Below are 18,549 nucleotides of genomic sequence, written 5' to 3'. Positions count from 1 at the left end.
TCAGATGTTGCATGTAAAGGTGAAAATGTCAAAAGTAAGACTCTTTATTCCGGTACCTTACCTCATTCTGACGCTAGGCATTTCCATACTTTCGTCGAAAGCAGTGAATCGTCTTATTAACAAATGGGTGAAGGAGTCTACGAAGGAAAAAGAACAAGCATTTAGTATGCCGCCACTAAACAAAAAGGAACTCAAAAGCATCGTAAACGAACTGAAAAGACATAGGGGGCTTGAGCTAGTCGATGTCATAGCGAAGGATGGTACGGAAGTTAGGATTAAGCTCTAAGCTGATTGACGAATGACATCCAGTCCGATTAGTAAAAATAAATGAAGGAACCTCTTTCGTCAGATCTTGAATGGTCTTCTCACCGGTGTGGTTGAGGGGGCTTCTTTTTTTCTGCTATTATTGGCCTCTAACGCCTCGCCAATTCTTTTCACATGGCTGTATTCAAAATGAGTCTTTCAATTTATATTGAGTTTACATTTGTTTATTAAGATGAATGAATCAAATATGAGTCAAAGGATTGGAGTTCTGTATATTGGAAAAGAAACAAGGCGGTTTAAAGCCGTTTTTTACACTTATTTTATCTACAAAAATCCCCAAACTGGCACTCATTGTTGGTTTAACGGCAAGTGTTCTCACTACGCTAGCCGGGCTGGTTGTTCCGTTGCTGACGAAAAATTTAGTAGACGGTTTTGAAGTTGCTTCTTTAAGCATTCCGCTGATGATTGGGATTGGGGCGGCCTTTATCGTTCAAGCAGTCATTAACGGGATTTCCATTTACTCACTCAGTTATGTTGGACAAAAAGTGGTGGCTCGGTTGCGCGATCGGATGTGGACAAAACTGATCCGCTTGCCTGTCAGCCATTTTGATAAGGAAACGAGCGGCGAAACGGTCAGTCGTGTTGTCAATGATACGGGAATCGTGCGGGAATTGATTTCGCAACATTTTCCACAATTTATCACGGGCATCATTTCGATTATCGGTGCGGTGACGATTTTACTTATCATGGACTGGAAAATGACGCTCATTATGTTAATTTCTGTGCCGATTACAGTCGCCATCATGATTCCGCTCGGTACGAAAATGGCGAAAATTTCACGGGGGTTGCAAGATGAAACAGCGGTGTTTACGGGCCAAATCCAACAGACGCTTGGTGAAATCCGCTTAATGAAAGCATCCAATGCCGAACAGAATGAAGAGGCGAAAGGATTAGCCGGTATTGGGAAATTGCTTGGATTTGGATTGAAGGAAGCCCGTATTACGGCGCTGATTGCTCCACTTATGTATTTAGTCGTCATGATAGTCATTGTCATGATCATCGGCTATGGCGGGATGCGTGTGGCGAATGGAACGATGACAACAGGTGCACTTGTCGCATTTTTGCTCTATTTGTTCCAGATCATTTTTCCGATCACCTCTTTTGCCATGTTCTTTACGCAACTTCAAAAAGCGAAAGGAGCCACAGAGCGCATCATCGATATTTTGGAATTGCCGTTGGAAGAAGGGCAGGATGGATTGGAAATGGATATCGCCAACAAACCGGTTCACGTTGCCAATGTATCTTTCGCTTATGAAGCGGACGAACCGGTGCTGAATGGCATTTCCTTTGAAGCACAACCTGGTGAAATGGTCGCTTTTGCCGGTCCGAGTGGCGGCGGCAAGACGACGATGTTCGGATTGTTGGAACGCTTTTATGAACCAACGGCAGGGGAGATCCGAATCGGCGATACGCCGGTCAAAGCGTTATCGATGGCGTCCTGGCGCAGTCAGATCGGTTATGTCTCACAAGAAAGTGCCATGATGGCCGGCACAATCCGTGAAAATTTATGCTATGGCTTGAAAGAGATGGAAAACATTTCAGACGAACGGTTATGGGATGTCGCGGGAATGGCCTATGCTGATGAATTCATCAAAAGTTTCCCGAAAGGATTAGATACTGAAGTAGGGGAACGCGGAGTGAAATTGTCAGGCGGTCAAAGACAACGGATCGCCATTGCCCGTGCCTTTTTGCGAGATCCGAAAATATTGATGATGGACGAAGCGACCGCAAGTCTTGACAGCCAATCGGAAGGTGTCGTGCAAGAAGCGCTGACACGATTAATGGAGGGACGCACAACATTTGTTATCGCCCACAGGCTATCCACAATTGTCGATGCAGATAAAATCATCTTCATTGAAAACGGGCAAGTGACAGGCATGGGAACCCATCACGAATTGACGCAATCCCATGCGCTATACCGGGAATTTGCTGAGCAGCAATTGGCGTAATGAAATACAGTACCCCTTAGGGGAGCAATAAAACCAATTGAACACACAAAAAGAGTGCCAAATCTCGATGATTCGGCACTCTTTTTAAATAGGGTCAAACCTTGGTCCATCAGGCTCCGGCAAATCCACTCTTGCGATGGATATTTTGCAACGGGAGTGTCAAAGACAATATATGGAGTCCAGCGGTTTGACAACGGACGCCATTAGCAAACCGAATGTCGATTCGATTATCGGGCTTTCCCCTTCCATCAGTATCGGGCAGCATGTCACGAACCGCAATCCGCGTTCGACGGTCGGCACAGTCACCGATATGTACACGTATTTGCGATTGATCTACGAAAAAATCGGTGAACGCCCTTGTGAAAACTGCGATAAAGTTCCCTACAATTCAGTGGATCTCTCTATTATCATACATGAGGCAAATGATAAAGTTACCCGGGAATTAAACCGTATAAAATCATCATTGGTATTTAATATTTTGAAGGGTAGGGGTATCACTTAACCCATTTTTCGGGGTGTTACACCATTCATAAATGAACCGAATCATCACTTTTGTAAAATCCACGAGCTGTTCAATGCGGACTTTTTCATTTACCGCATGCGCGTTTTGTAAATCTCCGGGACCATAAATAACGGTTTGGATGCCCGCATCTCCAAGCCATCCACCATCTGTAACGGTAGGGGAGTAATCGACAATGGCTGGGATGTTCAATTGGGATTCGTGACAACGTGACAATAATTGGACGCCGGGCGCTTCTGGGTCTATTTCTAATGAAGGGAAGATCTCACCCTTGTCCTCAATCATCGACGTCCCACCCCATTCAAATATCGGTGGATTATCGCGTAACCAACTATCGCTTTCGGCGACTTTACGTAAATGCATTTCGACTTCTTCTGCTACTTGTTCATGTGTTTCATCGGGATAAAAATGAACGGTAATCCACAATCGACATTCATCCGCGATAAAAGCTGGATGTCTGCCACCTTCAATGACGGCAGGGTTAATGGTTGAGGAGCCGGCTGGGAATCCGGGGTAACTTTTCATAACAGCCCAATGTCGTTCCAAGTCTTGTAATCCAGCAATCATTTTCATCATCTTTTCTATGGCGCTTGCACCGTGGAGACCACCACCTGCGTGAATCATACTTCTTCGCGTAGCGTCATGATGTGTTGTTGGGCTTTTGATCGTCACCCATCCGGTGATGACGCCGCCTTGCCCTTGGATATGAAGATCGGATGTATCGACAACGACCGCGAAATCGGCAGTATAGCCTCTTTGTGTACACGCCAGCGTTCCGGCTTCGCCAACTTCTTCACCAATTACAGATTGGAAAATCAAATCGCCTGCAAGTTCGAGGTTGGCTTCTTTCAATAATTGGATGGCAAACAGGGAAGCGGCTAATCCGCCTTTCATATCTGCCGCGCCTCGTCCGATCAAATGTCCGTCCTGAATCGTCGGTTGAAAGGGGCTTGTAGCCCATTGCTCCTGTTCGTCAATTTCAGCTACATCGACATGCCCGTTAATGATAAGGCTATTATGTAGTTTGGCATCTGTCCCTTTTAATAAACCTACAACGTTTGGATCATTAGGATACACATCCCACTGGTCGATTGCAAAGTCCAGTGTTCTTAAAAAGTTAGCAATAAATTCCTGTGCTTCTTTCGTGTTTCGGGCTGGCGGGCTTGGCGTTTCGAACTGAATCAGCGTCTTTGTAAGATGGATTAACTCCTCTTGTCGTTGTTCTACTCGTGCAATGACTTGCTCAATTGAGCGCATAAACATTCCTCCCATATTTGAAATCAATTACGCCTCGGCGTAATTGCGTCCAGATTTTGAAGCGAGCTTGCTCGATTGACTCCTTTCAAAATCTGTGACATCCGCCGGAGGCTTTATCTTCTTTCAGCGGGCATTTGAACACCCATTCAACAGGAAACAAAACTAGCATTCATCTCGCCACCTACAGAGGTGGGAGTCTTCCGCTGAATGAAGATAAAAAACCACTTTCACAGAATGGAAAGTGGTTGAACGCACAACGAAAAATGCGTGAACAAGTTTTACCACTTCCCTACGCTAGCATTATCTAGGTCAGGTCATTAGGGTTGAGCACATAGGTCTCTCTCAGCTTGACAGCACCCCTAGGGTATCGATTAGGATTGAAATGAATCTATCTCCACCATCGCACGGATTGAAAATTAAGTCAATCATGCGAATGATGTGGATAGTTTTTGCTATCTTCAGAGTTGATGCAAAGGTAAAAGGTAATTATGATTAGGTAAATGAAATAGTTGAAAGGGGGATTAACGTGCTTGACTTGTCTACTTTAGGTGCATTTATTGTTGTGGTTATCGGTTTGTTTTTGATACCGGGGCCTGCCGTCTTTTTGACGATCACACGGGCAGCGCAGGGAGGTCATAAAACGGGGATTATGACAGGGCTTGGCATTGCCACGGGCGATTTTCTACATGTATTGCTTGCAGCTGTCGGATTCTCGGCAATTCTTATGACTTCTGCGGTTGCGTTTAATGTCGTGAAATTTGTGGGAGCGGCTTATTTATTATATATGGGGATTCGGGCGATTTTCGCGAAAACGGCAACCTCAAAGATGCCGGATGTATCACATGTTTCTGCAGCACGTGCTTATGGACATGGGGTTTTGGTAGAGGCTTTGAATCCCAAATCTGCTCTCTTCTTTTTAGCTTTGTTCCCACAATTCGTTCATCCGGAAAAAGGATCGACCCTTGCCCAATTTTTAACGCTCGGAGTCATTTTTGTCGTGATGAGTATCCTCTATACATCGACTTTGTCGATTGGTACGGGAACAATCACGCGATGGATGAAGCGGGGGTCATCCGGGTTTGGCCGGTGGGGCAATAAATTTGTCGGTTTGGTCTATATCGTCATCGGTTTGCGGGTTGTTTTCCAAAGCCGTTAGAGACGTGAAAAAACTCGAAAAAACTTGCATAATCTTCTGGTCAGGCGTATGATAATGACTGTGTGACCGATATTGTATTTCGGTCACAAGAGGAATTCCTTTCGAAGTGAGGTGGGAAAATGGACCGTAGACAGGAGATCATGGCGGCGGCAGCCAAATCATTTTCGCTGTTCGGCTACAAGGCGACTACAATGGACCAAGTTGCAAAAATTGCAAATGTCGGCAAAGGGACAATCTATACGTTTTTTTCCAATAAAGAGGAATTGTTCAATGCCATCGTGCTCAAAATGATTGATGAAATGAGAGATGAGGCGGATACCGTTTCAATGGAAGGTGCGTCGTTTGAGCAAATTGCACATGCAAGATTGATGCGTATGCTCAAGTTTCGTAAGACCCATCAATTATATGCAAAATTGATTGATGAAGAAAAAGAATTACGTACCCCTGCCGTAAGCGAAGTTTTACAGGCGATCGAGCAAGAAATTGTTACCTATATTAAAGAAAAAATTGAAAAGGCGGTTGCGAAAGGCGAGTTGAAGCCTTGCGATACCGAATTGGTCGCCTATTTGCTATTCAAATCTTATCTTGCACTTGTCGCGGATTGGAGCAAAAACCACGATGAAGAGCTTGGAGAAGAGCGAATTGCTGCGTTATTGAGTGGAACCATTTTTAAAAGTCTCTTAGTTTGAGACTCTTTTTTTATTCATATATGACCAAATGAAGAAAATGGTCAATCAGTACAGAGGAGAGAAGATTTATGAAAAAAACAATGACAGGCGCAGAGTGGAAACAATTATTGCGTTCCCGGAAGCTGATGGTTCCGATGATCGCCATTTTGTTCATTCCCGTCCTTTATGCAGGGATGTTCTTATGGGCATTTTGGAATCCATATGCGAATATGAGTGACTTGCCTGTCGCCATTGTGAATTTGGATGCAGGATCAGAGATGGATGGGGAACAGCTGGCACTTGGGAAGGAGCTAGCTGATAAGTTAATCGATAGCCATCAATTTGATTTCAAAAATGTGTCAAAGATAGATGCAGAAAAAGGGCTGGCAAACCAGGAGTACTATGTTGTAATCGAAATACCGGAAAATTTTTCCCAACATGCAACGACATTGCTCGATGACAATCCGGAGAAATTGACGATTGTTTATAAGCCGAATGAAGGCTTTAACTTCCTTTCTGCGCAGATCGGTGAAACGGCCATGGATCGGATTCGTGCGGAAGTGAATGAGCAAGTTGCATCCACCTACGCTGAAAAGCTCTTTGACTCCATTGTGGAAATGGGGAATGGGTTCGGAGATGCGGCGGATGGTGCCGGCGAATTACATGATGGTGCTGCGAAATTGGCTAACGGTGCCGATGAGTTGAAAGGGTATTTAGAAACATTGGCCGGAAGCACGATCACCCTTGCAGATGGTTCACAGAAACTCGCGCAAGGAGCGAAAGATGCCGCTGCCGGTGCCAGCGATTTGAATAAGGGAATCGCGACATTAGCGGAAGGATCCAAAGAATTGCTCACGGGCGCAGAAAAAGCGTCAACAGGCGCAAATGGGCTTCAAGAAGGGATTGCCCACTATACAGAAGGTGTTGGCCAGCTGACTGATAGTTACGGGCAAATTGCCCAGAAAGAAACAGCGTTTACCGCAGCTGTCGGTTCATTGAATGAAAAATCCGGTCAGCTAAACGGCGCCGCTAGTCGGCTGGTGGGGGCGGTAACTTCCATTCAAAATGGAATGGAAGGATTGTCTACTCAACTGGAAGCGGTGCTGGCTGAATTGCCGGAAGAGCAGCGGACAGCGCTTCGGGAAACACTTGGTCAATTGAAACAGGGGAGTGCAGAATTGGCGGGCGGTATGTCAGAGTTGTCTACGGGCACGGCCTCGCTTGCGCAAGGGGCGGCTGATTTGAAAGGAGCGGCTGGCGAACTTGCAGGTGCGCATGGTCAAGCACTTGCCGGACTGGAAAAATTGAATGGTTCGTCTAAAGAACTCCGCGACGGGGCCGATGCCCTTGCATCGGGTAACGAAACACTTGCAACCGGGCTTGCTCGATTTACGGAAGGCGTAGCATCTGCTCAGAAAGGGGGCGCAGATTTGGCTACTGGGCTCGCTTCTTTGACTGAAGGGTCAAGCAACTTGAAAGCGGGAACGGATACCCTCGCTTCGAAATCCCAAGAACTTGCGGCAGGTTCCGTGACATTGGCTGAAGGGCTGGCGGAGTTCGATAAAGGGACATCGACCTTGCAGGAAAAACTTGCAGAAGCGAATGAAACAGCAAGCGAAGTGAATCCGTCCGAGAAAACATATGGAATGGTCGGTGCACCTGTTGATATAGAGAAGGAAGGCATCAATCATGTACCGAACTACGGAACAGGATTTGCGCCATATTTCCTGTCACTCGGCTTATTTGTCGGCGCTTTGCTGCTATCGATCGTCTTCCCGCTTGTGGAACCCGCGATGATACCGACTGGTGCCCTTAGATGGTTTACGAGTAAAGTTTCCGTACTCGCAATTGTCGGGTTATTGCAGGCATTGATCGCAGTCGTCATCATCAAGTTTGCACTCCACATGGAAGTGGTCAATATGCCGGTGTTCATTTTGACGGCAATCATCACAAGCTACACATTCATTGCAATCGTGCAAATGCTTGTGTCCATCATGAGCGACGCGGGACGCTTCGTAGCGATTCTCGTACTCATTTTGCAATTGACGACAAGTGCTGGAACGTTCCCGCTCGAACTGATCCCAGCACCATTGCAAATCTTCAATATAGTATTACCGATGACCTATTCTGTCCAAGCCTTCAAAGGAGCGATTTCGACAGGCGATACTTCATTCCTTTGGATGAATAACGGCATACTGATCGGCTTCATGGTAGCTTGTCTTGCCATCACATTCGGCTACTTCGCATTGTTGTTCAATAGAAGATATTCAAATGGAACGGTAGAGGCTTAATCATGTAACTCCTTAACGAGGGTGAAAATCCTTGTTAAGGAGTTTTTTTATGGATGCTTTGGTATCTATCAGCGCGGAGAAAATGTTTTTTTGGAAAGTACATAGCGTTTTCACAAAAGAAAACAGCGCTCCATCCCCCCAAAACACCCCTTGAAGAATTTCTCTCCAAGGGGTGTGTACTTATTAATTAAGAACCTACAAAATCGCCGCCGTCGACATGGATTGTCTGGCCTGTAATGTAGGTGGAATCTCCTGAAGCCAGGAATACATAAGCTGGTGCATTTTCAGCGGGTTGACCGCGACGTTGTACCGGTGTGTCCGATCCGTGCTGTGCCACTTTTTGCGCATCGAATGTTGCTGGGATGAGCGGTGTCCAGATGGGCCCGGGGGCGACTGCATTGACGCGAATTCCTTTTGGAGCTAGATTCAGTGCGAGTGAACGGGTGAACGAAGTGATCGCTCCTTTGGTCGCCGAATAATCGATGAGTCCCGCGGAACCGTTATAGGCCGTGACGGAAGAGGTGTTGATGATGGTGTCCCCTTTGCCCATATGGGCCAATGCCGCTTTCGTCAAGTAGAATAGTCCGAAGAAATTCGTATCAAATGTTTCACGTAGTTGGTCGGCTGAGATAGCAGAAATATCGTTTTGAGGAAACTGCTTACCAGCATTGTTGACAAGAATATTCAAGCTGCCGAATTCATCAACGACTTCGTCAATCAGTTGCTCACAATGTTCTTCTTCGCTAATATCAATCCGGATTTTCAACGCTTTTCCGCCATAGCCTTCGATAAGCTGTACAGTTTTGGCTGCGTCTGCGTCTTCTTTTTCATCGAGATAGGCAATGGCAACGTTCGCACCTTCTTTGGCAAAGGCGACCGCGACGGCACGTCCGATTCCACTATCACCGCCCGTGATCAAAGTGTTTTTCCCTTTCAATTTACCTGACCCTTTATAATTTTTATCGTCATAGATCGGTTCGGGTTGCATTTCCGATTCGATTCCGGGTTGCTCATTCTGTGTTTGCGGGGGCACTTTGTTATCGAGTTTTTCAAATTGATCTTGTGACAAGTAAATTCCTCCTTAAATTGACTTCTAGAAGGACTATTCCCCGAATTGATTTCAATAAACAAAGGGTGCCACTTCCGCTATGATTATGTCCAGCTCCAGCGACCAGATGCCCGGACCATGATCCGCTCCGGCTGTGCGACAAAAGACGTCGCTTAGGCCTACAGGATGTAGGTCATGCAGTCGTTGCCGCAGGAAGCGGCGACCTTAGACTGCCTTCCTTCATTCGTCTTATGCCTGTTGCATCTAAACGGTCGCTTCCGCATTTCTTACAACAATCCAATCCATTTCCAATACGTCGCACTGAACAGTAGGATCAGCAAGTAGCCGATTACTGTAAGTGGGACGCCGGATTTCAGGAAGTCTTTTACCGTGAAAGCGCCAGTCCCATAGGCAAGCATATTTTGTGGAGCGCTGACCGGTAGCAAAAAGCCGAAGCTGATAACAAATTGTTGGATTAGGACGAACCCGACGTTGTTCACATCAAGAGAAATCGTTGTTGTCAGGGCGATAAAAATTGGAATGAGTGCCGACGATAAGCTGGTGGCGCTGGCAAATCCTAAGTGAATGATGATATTGAACAAAGAAATCAAGGCAATCGTCGCAAGGATTGGCATATTTTCTAGTCCCATTGCTCCGAATACTTTATTGGAAAGCCATTGTGCACCTTGTGTACTTAACAAAATGGTACCGAGTGCAATGCCGACTGCGAACACGATGATCGTTCCCCAAGGAATAAGTTTTTCTACCGTTTTCCAATCGAAGACGCCGATTTTAGGGGATAGTAGGATGGTGATGGCGATCAGTGTCACGGTCGTCGTATCCAACTGATGCAACTTTTCTTCCGTTGACCATAGTAGAAGAAGTGCGAGCGATATGACGATGAGCCGTATTTCTGCAGACTTCATCGGCCCTAGTTCTTTCAGTTGTCCTTCAATCAATTCTTTACCGCCCTCGACCACTTTCGTTTCGGGCTCAATCAACTTGATCATGACGAAATAGAGCACGATGGACATGATGATGGCCCATGGTGCGGCATATAGGAACCAGGAGCTCCAAGCGACGGAGACACCGAACTCTTTTTCCATGAAACCAAGGGCGACCATATTTTGCGCGGCGCCTGTTTTGATCCCGATATTCCAAATGGAGACGGATTGAACAGCGGTGATGACGAGCAACGCACCGAGCCGACTATTATGAGGCAATCCGAATGCGGCGACCATCCCGAGTAAAATCGGAACAACAGCACCCGCACGTGCAGTTGCACTTGGTACGAAAAATGCGAGGATGATGGAAACAAGGATAGCCCCGAAAACGATGGCGCCTGTTTTCACTCCCACTTTTGATAAGATGAACAAAGCCACCCGCTTATGAAGATTCGTCGCTTGCATGGCGGCAGCTAGGAAAAGTGCAGCCGCGACAAGTGCCACTGCGGAGTTCGAAAATCCGCCGAGTGCCATTTGAAGCGCCGCCTTCGTACCGAGCAGTTCATCCGGATTTGCCATATTTGGGGCAAAGCCGAGCAATAGCGTCGAAAGACCGATAATCATTGCTGCACTGACTGGATAAGATACGGCCTCCGTCATCCAAAGGATGACGGCAAATACCAAAATGGCCAATGCACGTTGGCCCATAACGGGCAGATCGTCCGGATTGGGCAATAAAACGACTGTAATCATTAATATGAATGCAAGTGCAATCCAGATTGGTTTTAAATTGCGTTTAGGCTTTGCAATCGTTTCTGTGCTTTCCAATTGAATTCAACCCTTTCCTTGTCATCATTTTCCTATATACTCTTCGATACCCTGGATGGAGAATAGGTAAAACCGTTAAGGGGAAATTTCATCAGAATGGGATAAATTTCGACACTCATTGACCATCGTGAAAAATCGGGCTTACCGATTGATACGTGTCCATACAGAACAAAAAGAACCATTTTTTCGCTTTCCAATGTAAAGTGAACCCAGAGGCTGAAATTGTGTCACTTTTGATTTTTATGAACAAAATGATTTTAAAGAATTTTACTCTTTTAATAAAAGAAGGCTTATAAATTAGTTGACATTCTGCTAACATAGAGAAGGCTATTATACATAATAAGATATTAATTTATTAAAAAATAGTAAGTAGACGTCAAACATAAACATCAAGGGAAGAAGGAGAAAAATGGAATTTGCTACTTTATTAGGAATTACAATTTCATCGGCAGCTATGATTGCTTTGCTGAAGATTATTGCGATTGATATCGTTCTTTCGGGTGACAATGCAATCGTCATTGCGATGGCGACTCGTAATTTACCAAAAGAACTGCGAAACAAAGCAATTTTATGGGGGACAGGAGGGGCCGTTGCGTTACGGATCCTATTTGCGATTATCATCGTTTGGCTACTGCAAATCCCTTTTGTAAACTTGATCGGGGGATTGCTACTGTTATGGATCGCTTATAAAGTGCTCGTTGGCGGTGAAGAAGATGCGAATATCTCTGCGCATAGCGGTTTGAAGGCTGCAATCGGGACGATCATTTTAGCCGATGTTGTGATGAGTTTGGATAATGTCATCGCAGTAGCAGGTGCGGCAGATGGCCATATTATTATGATTGCAGTTGGTATTGCGATCAGTATCCCGATTATGATTTTCGGTTCGAAGTTTATCGTCAAAGCGATGGATAAATATAGCTGGATCGGTTATATCGGATCAGGGATTCTTGCTTGGACGGCAGGGGAGATGATCCTGAAGGACAAGCAGGTAGTTGCGTTCTTAGACATCCAAAGTGGGATCGTTACGTATTTAATCGTTGCTGCTTTAACGGCTCTTGTACTGGGCTTCGGTTATTTAGCAAATAAAAAGATTGCAACAACAGAAGTGAACCAGGCTAGTTGATAGGAAGATGAAAAGGCTATTCGGAAATTCAGTGAATACTGATTTTCTGAACAGCCTTTTTAGTTTACGATTCCGCAAGGATTAAACTTGTATTTGTTTTTTTGAATGGATCAGCGATTTCCTTTGGAAGGTGATCTGTCACGATGTAGTCAATTTTTTCAAGAGGTGCAATGCCGATTGTGACATTTTTATCGAACTTCGTACTGTCAGCGGCTACGTACACCTCTTTTGATAATTCGATCATTTTTTTTCGGGTAATGGCTTCTTCTAAGTTGTAGTCGGAGATCCCTTTTTCAACAGTGATGCCACTAGCGCAAATAAATGCTTTCAGTATATTTAACTCATCGAAATTAAATAAGAATTCAAAAGCGGTTACGGATTGTTCATTTTTTCTTATTTTTCCTCCGATAATAAACAATTCAACATCACTTGTAAGCAATTCATTCACTACGGGAATGGAATTGGTTACGACGGTGAGGTTTTTTTTGCTTTTAATATATTTTGCAATTTGATAGGTTGTCGAGCCGCTATCCAAATAAATACAGTCACCGTCATGAATATATTCACTGCATTTTTGTGCGATCCGTTCTTTTTCTTTTAGACGACTGATCATACGTATATCAATAGTGGACTCCCCGAAATTCGACTCAACCCATTTAACGCCTCCGTAAATCTTTTCGATTTTCCCCTCTGATGCAAGCACATTGATATCCCGACGCAATGTTTCGACAGAAATATTCAGTTCTTTGGCCAGCTCGGCTATTTTAAGGACTTTTTTAATCATCAGTAAATCAAGAATCCTCTTTTGTCTCTCCAGTGGAAACATATATACACCACTTTCTCTGTTAAGGTTGCTTACTTGAAGTGTACGCATTCCTAATCATCTATTCAATAGACTTGTGTAAAGAGTCTGTAAAACATTCGTAATGTGGTCAAGAGTTGTTAAGGACTTGTGCATAATTTACATGAGATTTACATGAATCATGATGTGTATTTACAAATCCCTTTTATACTAAGGTTGTGTTTCAGGGAGGTGGAACGTTTGCTGCAATTAAAAAACATCGGCAAACAATTTGATCAAAAAGTTGTTTTGGATGGGATTCACCTGGACATTCAAGCAGGGGAGATTGTTTCTCTATTAGGTCCGAGCGGGAGTGGTAAAACAACATTATTGAATATTATTTTGGGATTAACAACGATGGATCGCGGAAAAATCATCTTTAACGGCGAGGATTTGACGAATGTTCCCATGAAGCGCCGTGGGTTTAATATTGTTTTTCAGGATTACGCGTTATTTCCTCATTTAAATGCATACGACAATATCGTCTATGGATTAAGAAACAAGAAGGGGACCGTAACAGAGAAGGAACTCCAGGATTACATCGAATTCTTAGGGTTGAAACCGCATTTAACGAAGAAAATCGGAGAATTGTCAGGTGGCCAGAAACAGCGGGTCGCTCTTGCACGAACATTGGTCACGAAGCCGAAACTATTATTATTGGATGAGCCATTGAGCGCATTGGACGGTGTCATCAAAGAATCCATTAAACAACGGATTCAATCGATTGCCAAAGAATTTAAACTGACAACGATTATTGTGACGCACGATCCCGAAGAGGCGCTGACATTGTCGGATAAAATTCTAATCATCAATGAAGGAACGATTGCTCAATTTGGCACACCGCATGAAATCATCAACAAGCCAAGCAATGATTTTGTGGAGGAATTTATTTTGAAGCAATTACAGATTAAGAGACAAAATATCTATCATTTATTCGGTGACAAAAATGCCTAATGTAAAACCGGCAATGCGGGCCATTTATATTCCGATCTTACTATTCTTTGTCGCTTTTCTAGTTGTGCCACTGGGTGTTTTGTTTGTCCGTTCATTTGAAACGGGGGAGGGATTCAATCTCTCGAATTATGCGGAGGTCCTGTCAAATGGGGAACTAATGACGTCCATCTGCAACAGTATTAAAATCTCGGGTATTGCGGCTGTTATTACGACGGTTTTAGCCTTTACCCTAGCCTACGCCGTCAATTGCACGAGAATATACCGACCTTTAAAAGCGGCGATTAAAATAGGGATTCTGCTTCCGATGCTTCTTCCTACGATCACGTATGGATTTGCGATTATCTATTCTTTCGGTAATCAGGGATTGCTCACAAAAATCATCGGACACAACCTGTTTGAGATTTATGGCTTTAACGGATTACTGATCGGCTATGTCATCTATACCTTACCGGCAGCGTTTCTGCTCATACATAACTCGTTCAAGTATATCGATAAGAAATTCATCGTCGTTTCCAAGTTGATGGGAGACGGTATCTTCAGGAGTTTTAGAAATACTATTATTCGTCCATTAGTGGGAACTTTAGGTGGGGCTTTTGTTCTGTCCTTCATCTTGAGCTTTACGGATTTCGGCATACCGGCTTCCATCGGAGGGACGTATACGGTCGTAGCGACGCAGTTGTATCAAGTCATGCTCGGTTCCATCCCGAATTTTAATCATGGCGCAGTCATTGCGATTCTGATGTTGCTGCCGGCAGTATTTGGTGTATTGTTATTGAACTATCTCGAAAAACTTAATTTTCACTATGACAAGTTTACCGACACGGAGCTCATGCAACATAAAGGAAGAGATATTAGCTTTGGGATGATTTCGACTGTAATTGTAACGGGCATGCTTTCCGTTTTTGCTGTGATGTTTATTGCACCGTTTCTCAACAGTTTCCCATATGATCTATCGTTTACGCTGCAACATTTTAAGGACACATTCCAATCGAGTGATTTAACGACGGTTTATAAAAACTCATTGTTCGTGGCATTATTGACAGCTGTATTCGGTACGTGCATCGCGTTTTGTTCGGCGGTTTTAAATGTCCGGACAAGTCTAAGTGGGAGATCGTCAATGGATATCACATCCATGATGACGAATACAGTACCTGGCATGGTGTTGGGTCTATCGTATTTACTGCTTTTCAATGGTAGTAGTTTAAAAGGGACATTTCTCATTCTTGTGCTTTGTAACATTGTCCACTACTTTACGACACCTTATTTAATGGCGAAAAACGCTTTGGCGAAGATGAACCCGTCTTGGGAAACGACCGGTGAGTTATTGGGTGATAGCTGGATCAAAACCGTTTACCGGGTCATCCTTCCCAACGCAGCGGCGACCGTCGTGGAGATGTTCAGCTATTATTTTATCAATGCAATGGTCACCATCAGTGGCATTATCTTTTTAGTGACAGCTCAAACGTCATTAGTAGCGAGCAAGATAAAAGAGCTGCAACATTTTGCTAAATTCAATGAAATATTCATCTTATCCATCTTGATTTTCATAACAAATTTAGCCGTCAAGTTGCTTGCGGATTATTATCAAAAAAGGAAACTTAAACATCTATGAGGAGGTTATTATTGTGAAAAAAATGAAGGGGATGCTGTTGTCGTTAGTCGTTCTAAGTGTACTAGCTATCGTAGCGGGCTGTAGTAGCGGCAAAGCCGCTGATGGGAAAGTCATCATTTACACGAATGGAGATGAAGCGGCGTCTGAAGCGATGGAACATGCATTGGATGGGGCGGGGTACGAAGGACAATATATGATTCAATCGGTAGGTACTTCTGAATTAGGTGGAAAACTATTAGCTGAAGGCGATCACATCGAGGCCGACCTCGTGACGATGAGTTCGTATTTCATCGAAAGTGCGCAGCAACAACATAAGATGTTCAAAGATTTAACGTTTAGTACAACCGCATTGGATGATTATCCATCGTATTATACGCCGGTTTTGGCCAATACAGGTTCGATTTTTGTGAATACAGAAATGCTAAAACAAAAAGGATTGCCAATGCCCACTTCGATTAAAGATTTAGCGAAACCGGAATTTCAAGGGCTGGTGTCTATCCCCAATATTATGGATTCCTCAACGGGCTGGTTGTTGATCCAAGCGATGATTAGCCAATACGGGGAAGAAGAAGGACAAGCGGTTTTGCAAGCATTAGTTGCAAATAGTGGTCCGCATGTTGAAAGCTCAGGTTCAGGTCCGATTAAGAAAGTGCAAGCGGGAGAAGTGGCTGCCGGTTTCGGTTTGCGTTATCAAGCAGTTATGGCCAAAGAAAACGGTTTGCCGATAGAGTTTGTCGATCCGATCGAGGGCAATTTTTCACTGACAGAATCAGTGGCTGTTGTCAATAAAGACGAAGCGACAACGGCATTAGCAATGGAAATGGCAGAAGTCATCATTCAAGATGCCCGACAAAAGTTGCTCACACATTATCCGGTCGCACTCTATGAAGGGGAAACGGTGACGGATGTGAACAAACCGGCACATTCCATGAAATTTGAACAACCGTTAACGGTGGAATTGTTACAGCAACATCAGGAATTTTTCAAATCTGCTAAATAAATTAGGGAGAGTGAAGGAAAATGAATACTTATAAATTATTGACGCCAGGTCCATTGACGACAACAAAAACGGTAAAAGAGGAAATGCTTTTGGACCGTTGTACATGGGATCAAGATTATAAAGACATCACACAAAAAATCAGAACGCAATTACTTGAATTCGCATCCGTTCCACAAGAGGCATATACAACGGTGCTCATGCAAGGGAGTGGTACATTCGTTGTGGAATCGGTGATGACAACAGCAATTGGTGAACAAGATAAGGTGCTAATTGTTACGAATGGCGCGTATGGGGAACGGATTGTAAAAATGGCTCAAACGAATGGACTGAATTATGTTGAATACGGCGTGGCCTACAATGAATACCCAGAAGAAATGGACATTAGACGTCTATTAGAAGAAGATCAGCAGATTACCCATATCGCAATGGTTCATTGTGAAACGACGACTGGGATTTTGAACCCGATTGATATGATTTCGAAGCTGGCGAAGAAATTTGATAAGACGTTGATCGTCGATGCGATGAGTAGCTTTGGCGGGATCGACATCGATGTGGCTGAGCTAGGGATTGATTATTTGATCAGCAGTGCCAATAAATGTATTCAAGGTGTGCCAGGGTTTGGCTTTGTTATCACTAATCTTGAGAAACTTAAAGCGTGTGAAGGGAATGCGCGCAGTTTATCACTTGATTTATATGACCAATGGAAAGAGATGGACAAGGAGGGGAAATGGCGTTACACATCACCGACACATGTAGTCGCTGCATTCGCGAAAGCAATGGAGGAGTTAGTGGAAGAAGGCGGCATCCCGGCTAGATTTGCACGCTATCAACAGAATAATTATCTTTTACGGGAACGACTGGAGAAAATAGGTATCCAAGCTTATATACCAGTTGAAAAGCAATCGCCGATCATTACAACATTCCTATTTCCAAGCGAACAATTCAGCTTTGAACAATTTTATGGCTATGTAAAAGCAAGAGGTTATGTCATCTATCCAGGCAAGCTGACGGATGTCGATACATTCCGCATTGGCAATATTGGTGAAATCTATGAAGATGATATCCAAGAATTATGCACGATTATCGAAAAATATATGAAAGTGGTGGCAGCATGAACAGAGTAGAAGGCGTTATTTTTGATTGGGCTGGGACAACGGTGGATTTTGGCTGTTTTGCACCTGTTAATGTATTTGTGGATATCTTTAAAAATGAGGGAATCGACGTCACGATGGAAGAAGCGAGAGAGCCGATGGGCATGCTGAAAATCGATCACATACGTGCGATGCTGTCCATGCCAAGAATCGCTGCATTATGGGAAGAGAAAAACGGAAGATCTTTTAACGAACAAGACGTGAATGATTTGTATGCTGACTTTGAACCTGCATTGATGGCTTCATTAGCTGATTATACTGATCCAATTCCGGGAGTCATTGAGACAGTTGAAGCCTTACGGAAGCAAGGGTTAAAGATTGGTTCGACAACAGGCTATACAGCAACCATGATGGATGTCGTCGTTCCGAATGCCTTGAAAAAAGGCTATGACCCGGACTGTTATGTGACCGCAGATGATACGAATGGTCTGGGAAGACCGTATCCGTATATGATTTATCGGAATATGGAACAGCTTACATTATCCGCTCCGTGGAAAGTCGTCAAAGTGGGCGATACGGTTTCAGATATTCAGGAGGGCGTGAACGCGGGCGTTTGGTCAGTAGGCGTCGTCATCGGCAGCTCGAAAATGGGCTTAAGCTTGGATGAATACCAAACTTTGACACAATCTGAGCAAGAAGCGATCATCGCTAAAACGACAAGTATTTTTAAGGGAAAGGGTGCGGACTTTACAATTCGAACGATGCGTGAACTTCCAGAGCTGATCGATACGATCAATCAACTTATATTAGAAGGGCACAGACCCCATTCAATGGAACATTGAGTTCGCTGGAAAAAAAGGGGTAAAAACTTTCAGAAATAATTTTTAATTTGCTGTAACGAAAACGATCCAATACAGTCTAATTCTATAACTAACAAATTGGA

The 18,549-nt window shown here is 44.1% G+C and carries 15 protein-coding genes, 1 pseudogene and 1 riboswitch; of the genes and pseudogenes, 12 read left to right on the top strand and 4 right to left on the bottom strand.

Annotation, left to right across the window (positions count from 1 at the left end; genetic code table 11):
- Positions 1-4: 4 nt before the first annotated feature.
- From ACFPRA_RS10440 to uvrA, 3 genes and pseudogenes are all read left to right on the top strand, one after another.
- Positions 5-286, top strand: coding sequence for a hypothetical protein (locus ACFPRA_RS10440; protein WP_381433768.1), 282 nt, complete (start codon positions 5-7; stop codon positions 284-286).
- A gap of 253 nt (positions 287-539) precedes the next feature.
- The gene (locus ACFPRA_RS10435; protein ID WP_381433765.1) at positions 540-2,273 is read left to right on the top strand and encodes an ABC transporter ATP-binding protein; all 1,734 of its coding nucleotides are present in this window, start codon (positions 540-542) and stop codon (positions 2,271-2,273) included.
- Positions 2,274-2,376: 103 nt separating this feature from the next.
- Positions 2,377-2,643: pseudogene (gene uvrA, locus ACFPRA_RS10430) on the top strand (ABC-ATPase UvrA); the annotation flags it as partial.
- Positions 2,644-2,733: 90 nt separating this feature from the next.
- On the opposite strand, the gene ACFPRA_RS10425 reads toward uvrA, so the two are convergent.
- Positions 2,734-4,050: an acetylornithine deacetylase gene (locus tag ACFPRA_RS10425; RefSeq protein ID WP_381433762.1), complete on the bottom strand. Its 1,317-nt coding sequence runs from the start codon at positions 4,048-4,050 to the stop codon at positions 2,734-2,736.
- A 269-nt stretch (positions 4,051-4,319) separates the two neighbouring features.
- Positions 4,320-4,421: riboswitch (TPP riboswitch) on the bottom strand.
- 155 nt (positions 4,422-4,576) lie between these two features.
- Between ACFPRA_RS10425 and ACFPRA_RS10420 the strand changes: the two genes are divergently transcribed.
- From ACFPRA_RS10420 to ACFPRA_RS10410, 3 genes are all read left to right on the top strand, one after another.
- On the top strand, positions 4,577-5,206 hold the full coding sequence (locus ACFPRA_RS10420) for a LysE family translocator (protein ID WP_239389883.1): 630 nt from the start codon (positions 4,577-4,579) through the stop codon (positions 5,204-5,206).
- Between the two features lie 119 nt (positions 5,207-5,325).
- Positions 5,326-5,895, top strand: a complete 570-nt coding sequence (locus tag ACFPRA_RS10415; RefSeq protein ID WP_381433758.1) for a TetR/AcrR family transcriptional regulator — start codon at positions 5,326-5,328, stop codon at positions 5,893-5,895.
- Between the two features lie 68 nt (positions 5,896-5,963).
- Complete coding sequence (locus ACFPRA_RS10410) at positions 5,964-8,165, top strand: YhgE/Pip family protein (RefSeq protein ID WP_381433756.1); 2,202 nt, start codon at positions 5,964-5,966, stop codon at positions 8,163-8,165.
- Between the two features lie 187 nt (positions 8,166-8,352).
- Here the strand turns inward: ACFPRA_RS10410 and ACFPRA_RS10405 are convergent, their stop codons facing one another.
- Together ACFPRA_RS10405 and ACFPRA_RS10400 are read right to left on the bottom strand one after the other, a co-directional pair.
- Positions 8,353-9,234, bottom strand: a complete 882-nt coding sequence (locus ACFPRA_RS10405) for an SDR family oxidoreductase (protein WP_381433753.1) — start codon at positions 9,232-9,234, stop codon at positions 8,353-8,355.
- A gap of 266 nt (positions 9,235-9,500) precedes the next feature.
- On the bottom strand, positions 9,501-10,985 hold the full coding sequence (locus tag ACFPRA_RS10400) for a DASS family sodium-coupled anion symporter (protein WP_381433750.1): 1,485 nt from the start codon (positions 10,983-10,985) through the stop codon (positions 9,501-9,503).
- A gap of 409 nt (positions 10,986-11,394) precedes the next feature.
- On the opposite strand from ACFPRA_RS10400, the gene ACFPRA_RS10395 reads away from it, so the two are divergent.
- On the top strand, positions 11,395-12,108 hold the full coding sequence (locus ACFPRA_RS10395) for a TerC family protein (RefSeq protein ID WP_381433747.1): 714 nt from the start codon (positions 11,395-11,397) through the stop codon (positions 12,106-12,108).
- 64 nt (positions 12,109-12,172) lie between these two features.
- Here ACFPRA_RS10395 and ACFPRA_RS10390 read toward each other — a convergent pair whose 3' ends face one another.
- Positions 12,173-12,934, bottom strand: coding sequence for a DeoR/GlpR family DNA-binding transcription regulator (locus ACFPRA_RS10390; protein ID WP_381433744.1), 762 nt, complete (start codon positions 12,932-12,934; stop codon positions 12,173-12,175).
- A 216-nt stretch (positions 12,935-13,150) separates the two neighbouring features.
- Between ACFPRA_RS10390 and ACFPRA_RS10385 the strand changes: the two genes are divergently transcribed.
- Genes ACFPRA_RS10385 through phnX form a run of 5 tightly spaced genes read left to right on the top strand, consistent with a single transcriptional unit; the run spans position 13,151 to position 18,448 of the window.
- Positions 13,151-13,903 carry an ABC transporter ATP-binding protein gene (locus tag ACFPRA_RS10385; protein WP_381433741.1) on the top strand — a complete coding sequence of 251 codons (753 nt, stop codon included), beginning with the start codon at positions 13,151-13,153 and terminating at the stop codon, positions 13,901-13,903.
- Complete coding sequence (locus tag ACFPRA_RS10380; RefSeq protein ID WP_381433738.1) at positions 13,896-15,515, top strand: ABC transporter permease subunit; 1,620 nt, start codon at positions 13,896-13,898, stop codon at positions 15,513-15,515. Before ACFPRA_RS10385 ends, ACFPRA_RS10380 begins: the two co-directional genes overlap by 8 nt.
- A 13-nt stretch (positions 15,516-15,528) precedes the next feature.
- The gene (locus ACFPRA_RS10375; RefSeq protein WP_381433735.1) at positions 15,529-16,515 is read left to right on the top strand and encodes an ABC transporter substrate-binding protein; all 987 of its coding nucleotides are present in this window, start codon (positions 15,529-15,531) and stop codon (positions 16,513-16,515) included.
- 20 nt (positions 16,516-16,535) lie between these two features.
- A complete protein-coding gene (phnW, locus tag ACFPRA_RS10370) occupies positions 16,536-17,630 on the top strand; it encodes a 2-aminoethylphosphonate--pyruvate transaminase (protein ID WP_381433732.1) in 1,095 nt (364 codons plus the stop codon).
- The gene (phnX, locus tag ACFPRA_RS10365) at positions 17,627-18,448 is read left to right on the top strand and encodes a phosphonoacetaldehyde hydrolase (protein WP_381433730.1); all 822 of its coding nucleotides are present in this window, start codon (positions 17,627-17,629) and stop codon (positions 18,446-18,448) included. Before phnW ends, phnX begins: the two co-directional genes overlap by 4 nt.
- Positions 18,449-18,549: the final 101 nt, after the last annotated feature.

Origin of the sequence: Sporosarcina soli, from assembly GCF_042655805.1 — a bacterium.
Classification (GTDB): domain Bacteria; phylum Bacillota; class Bacilli; order Bacillales_A; family Planococcaceae; genus Sporosarcina; species Sporosarcina soli.
This window is presented reverse-complemented; position numbering and strand designations above follow the sequence as displayed.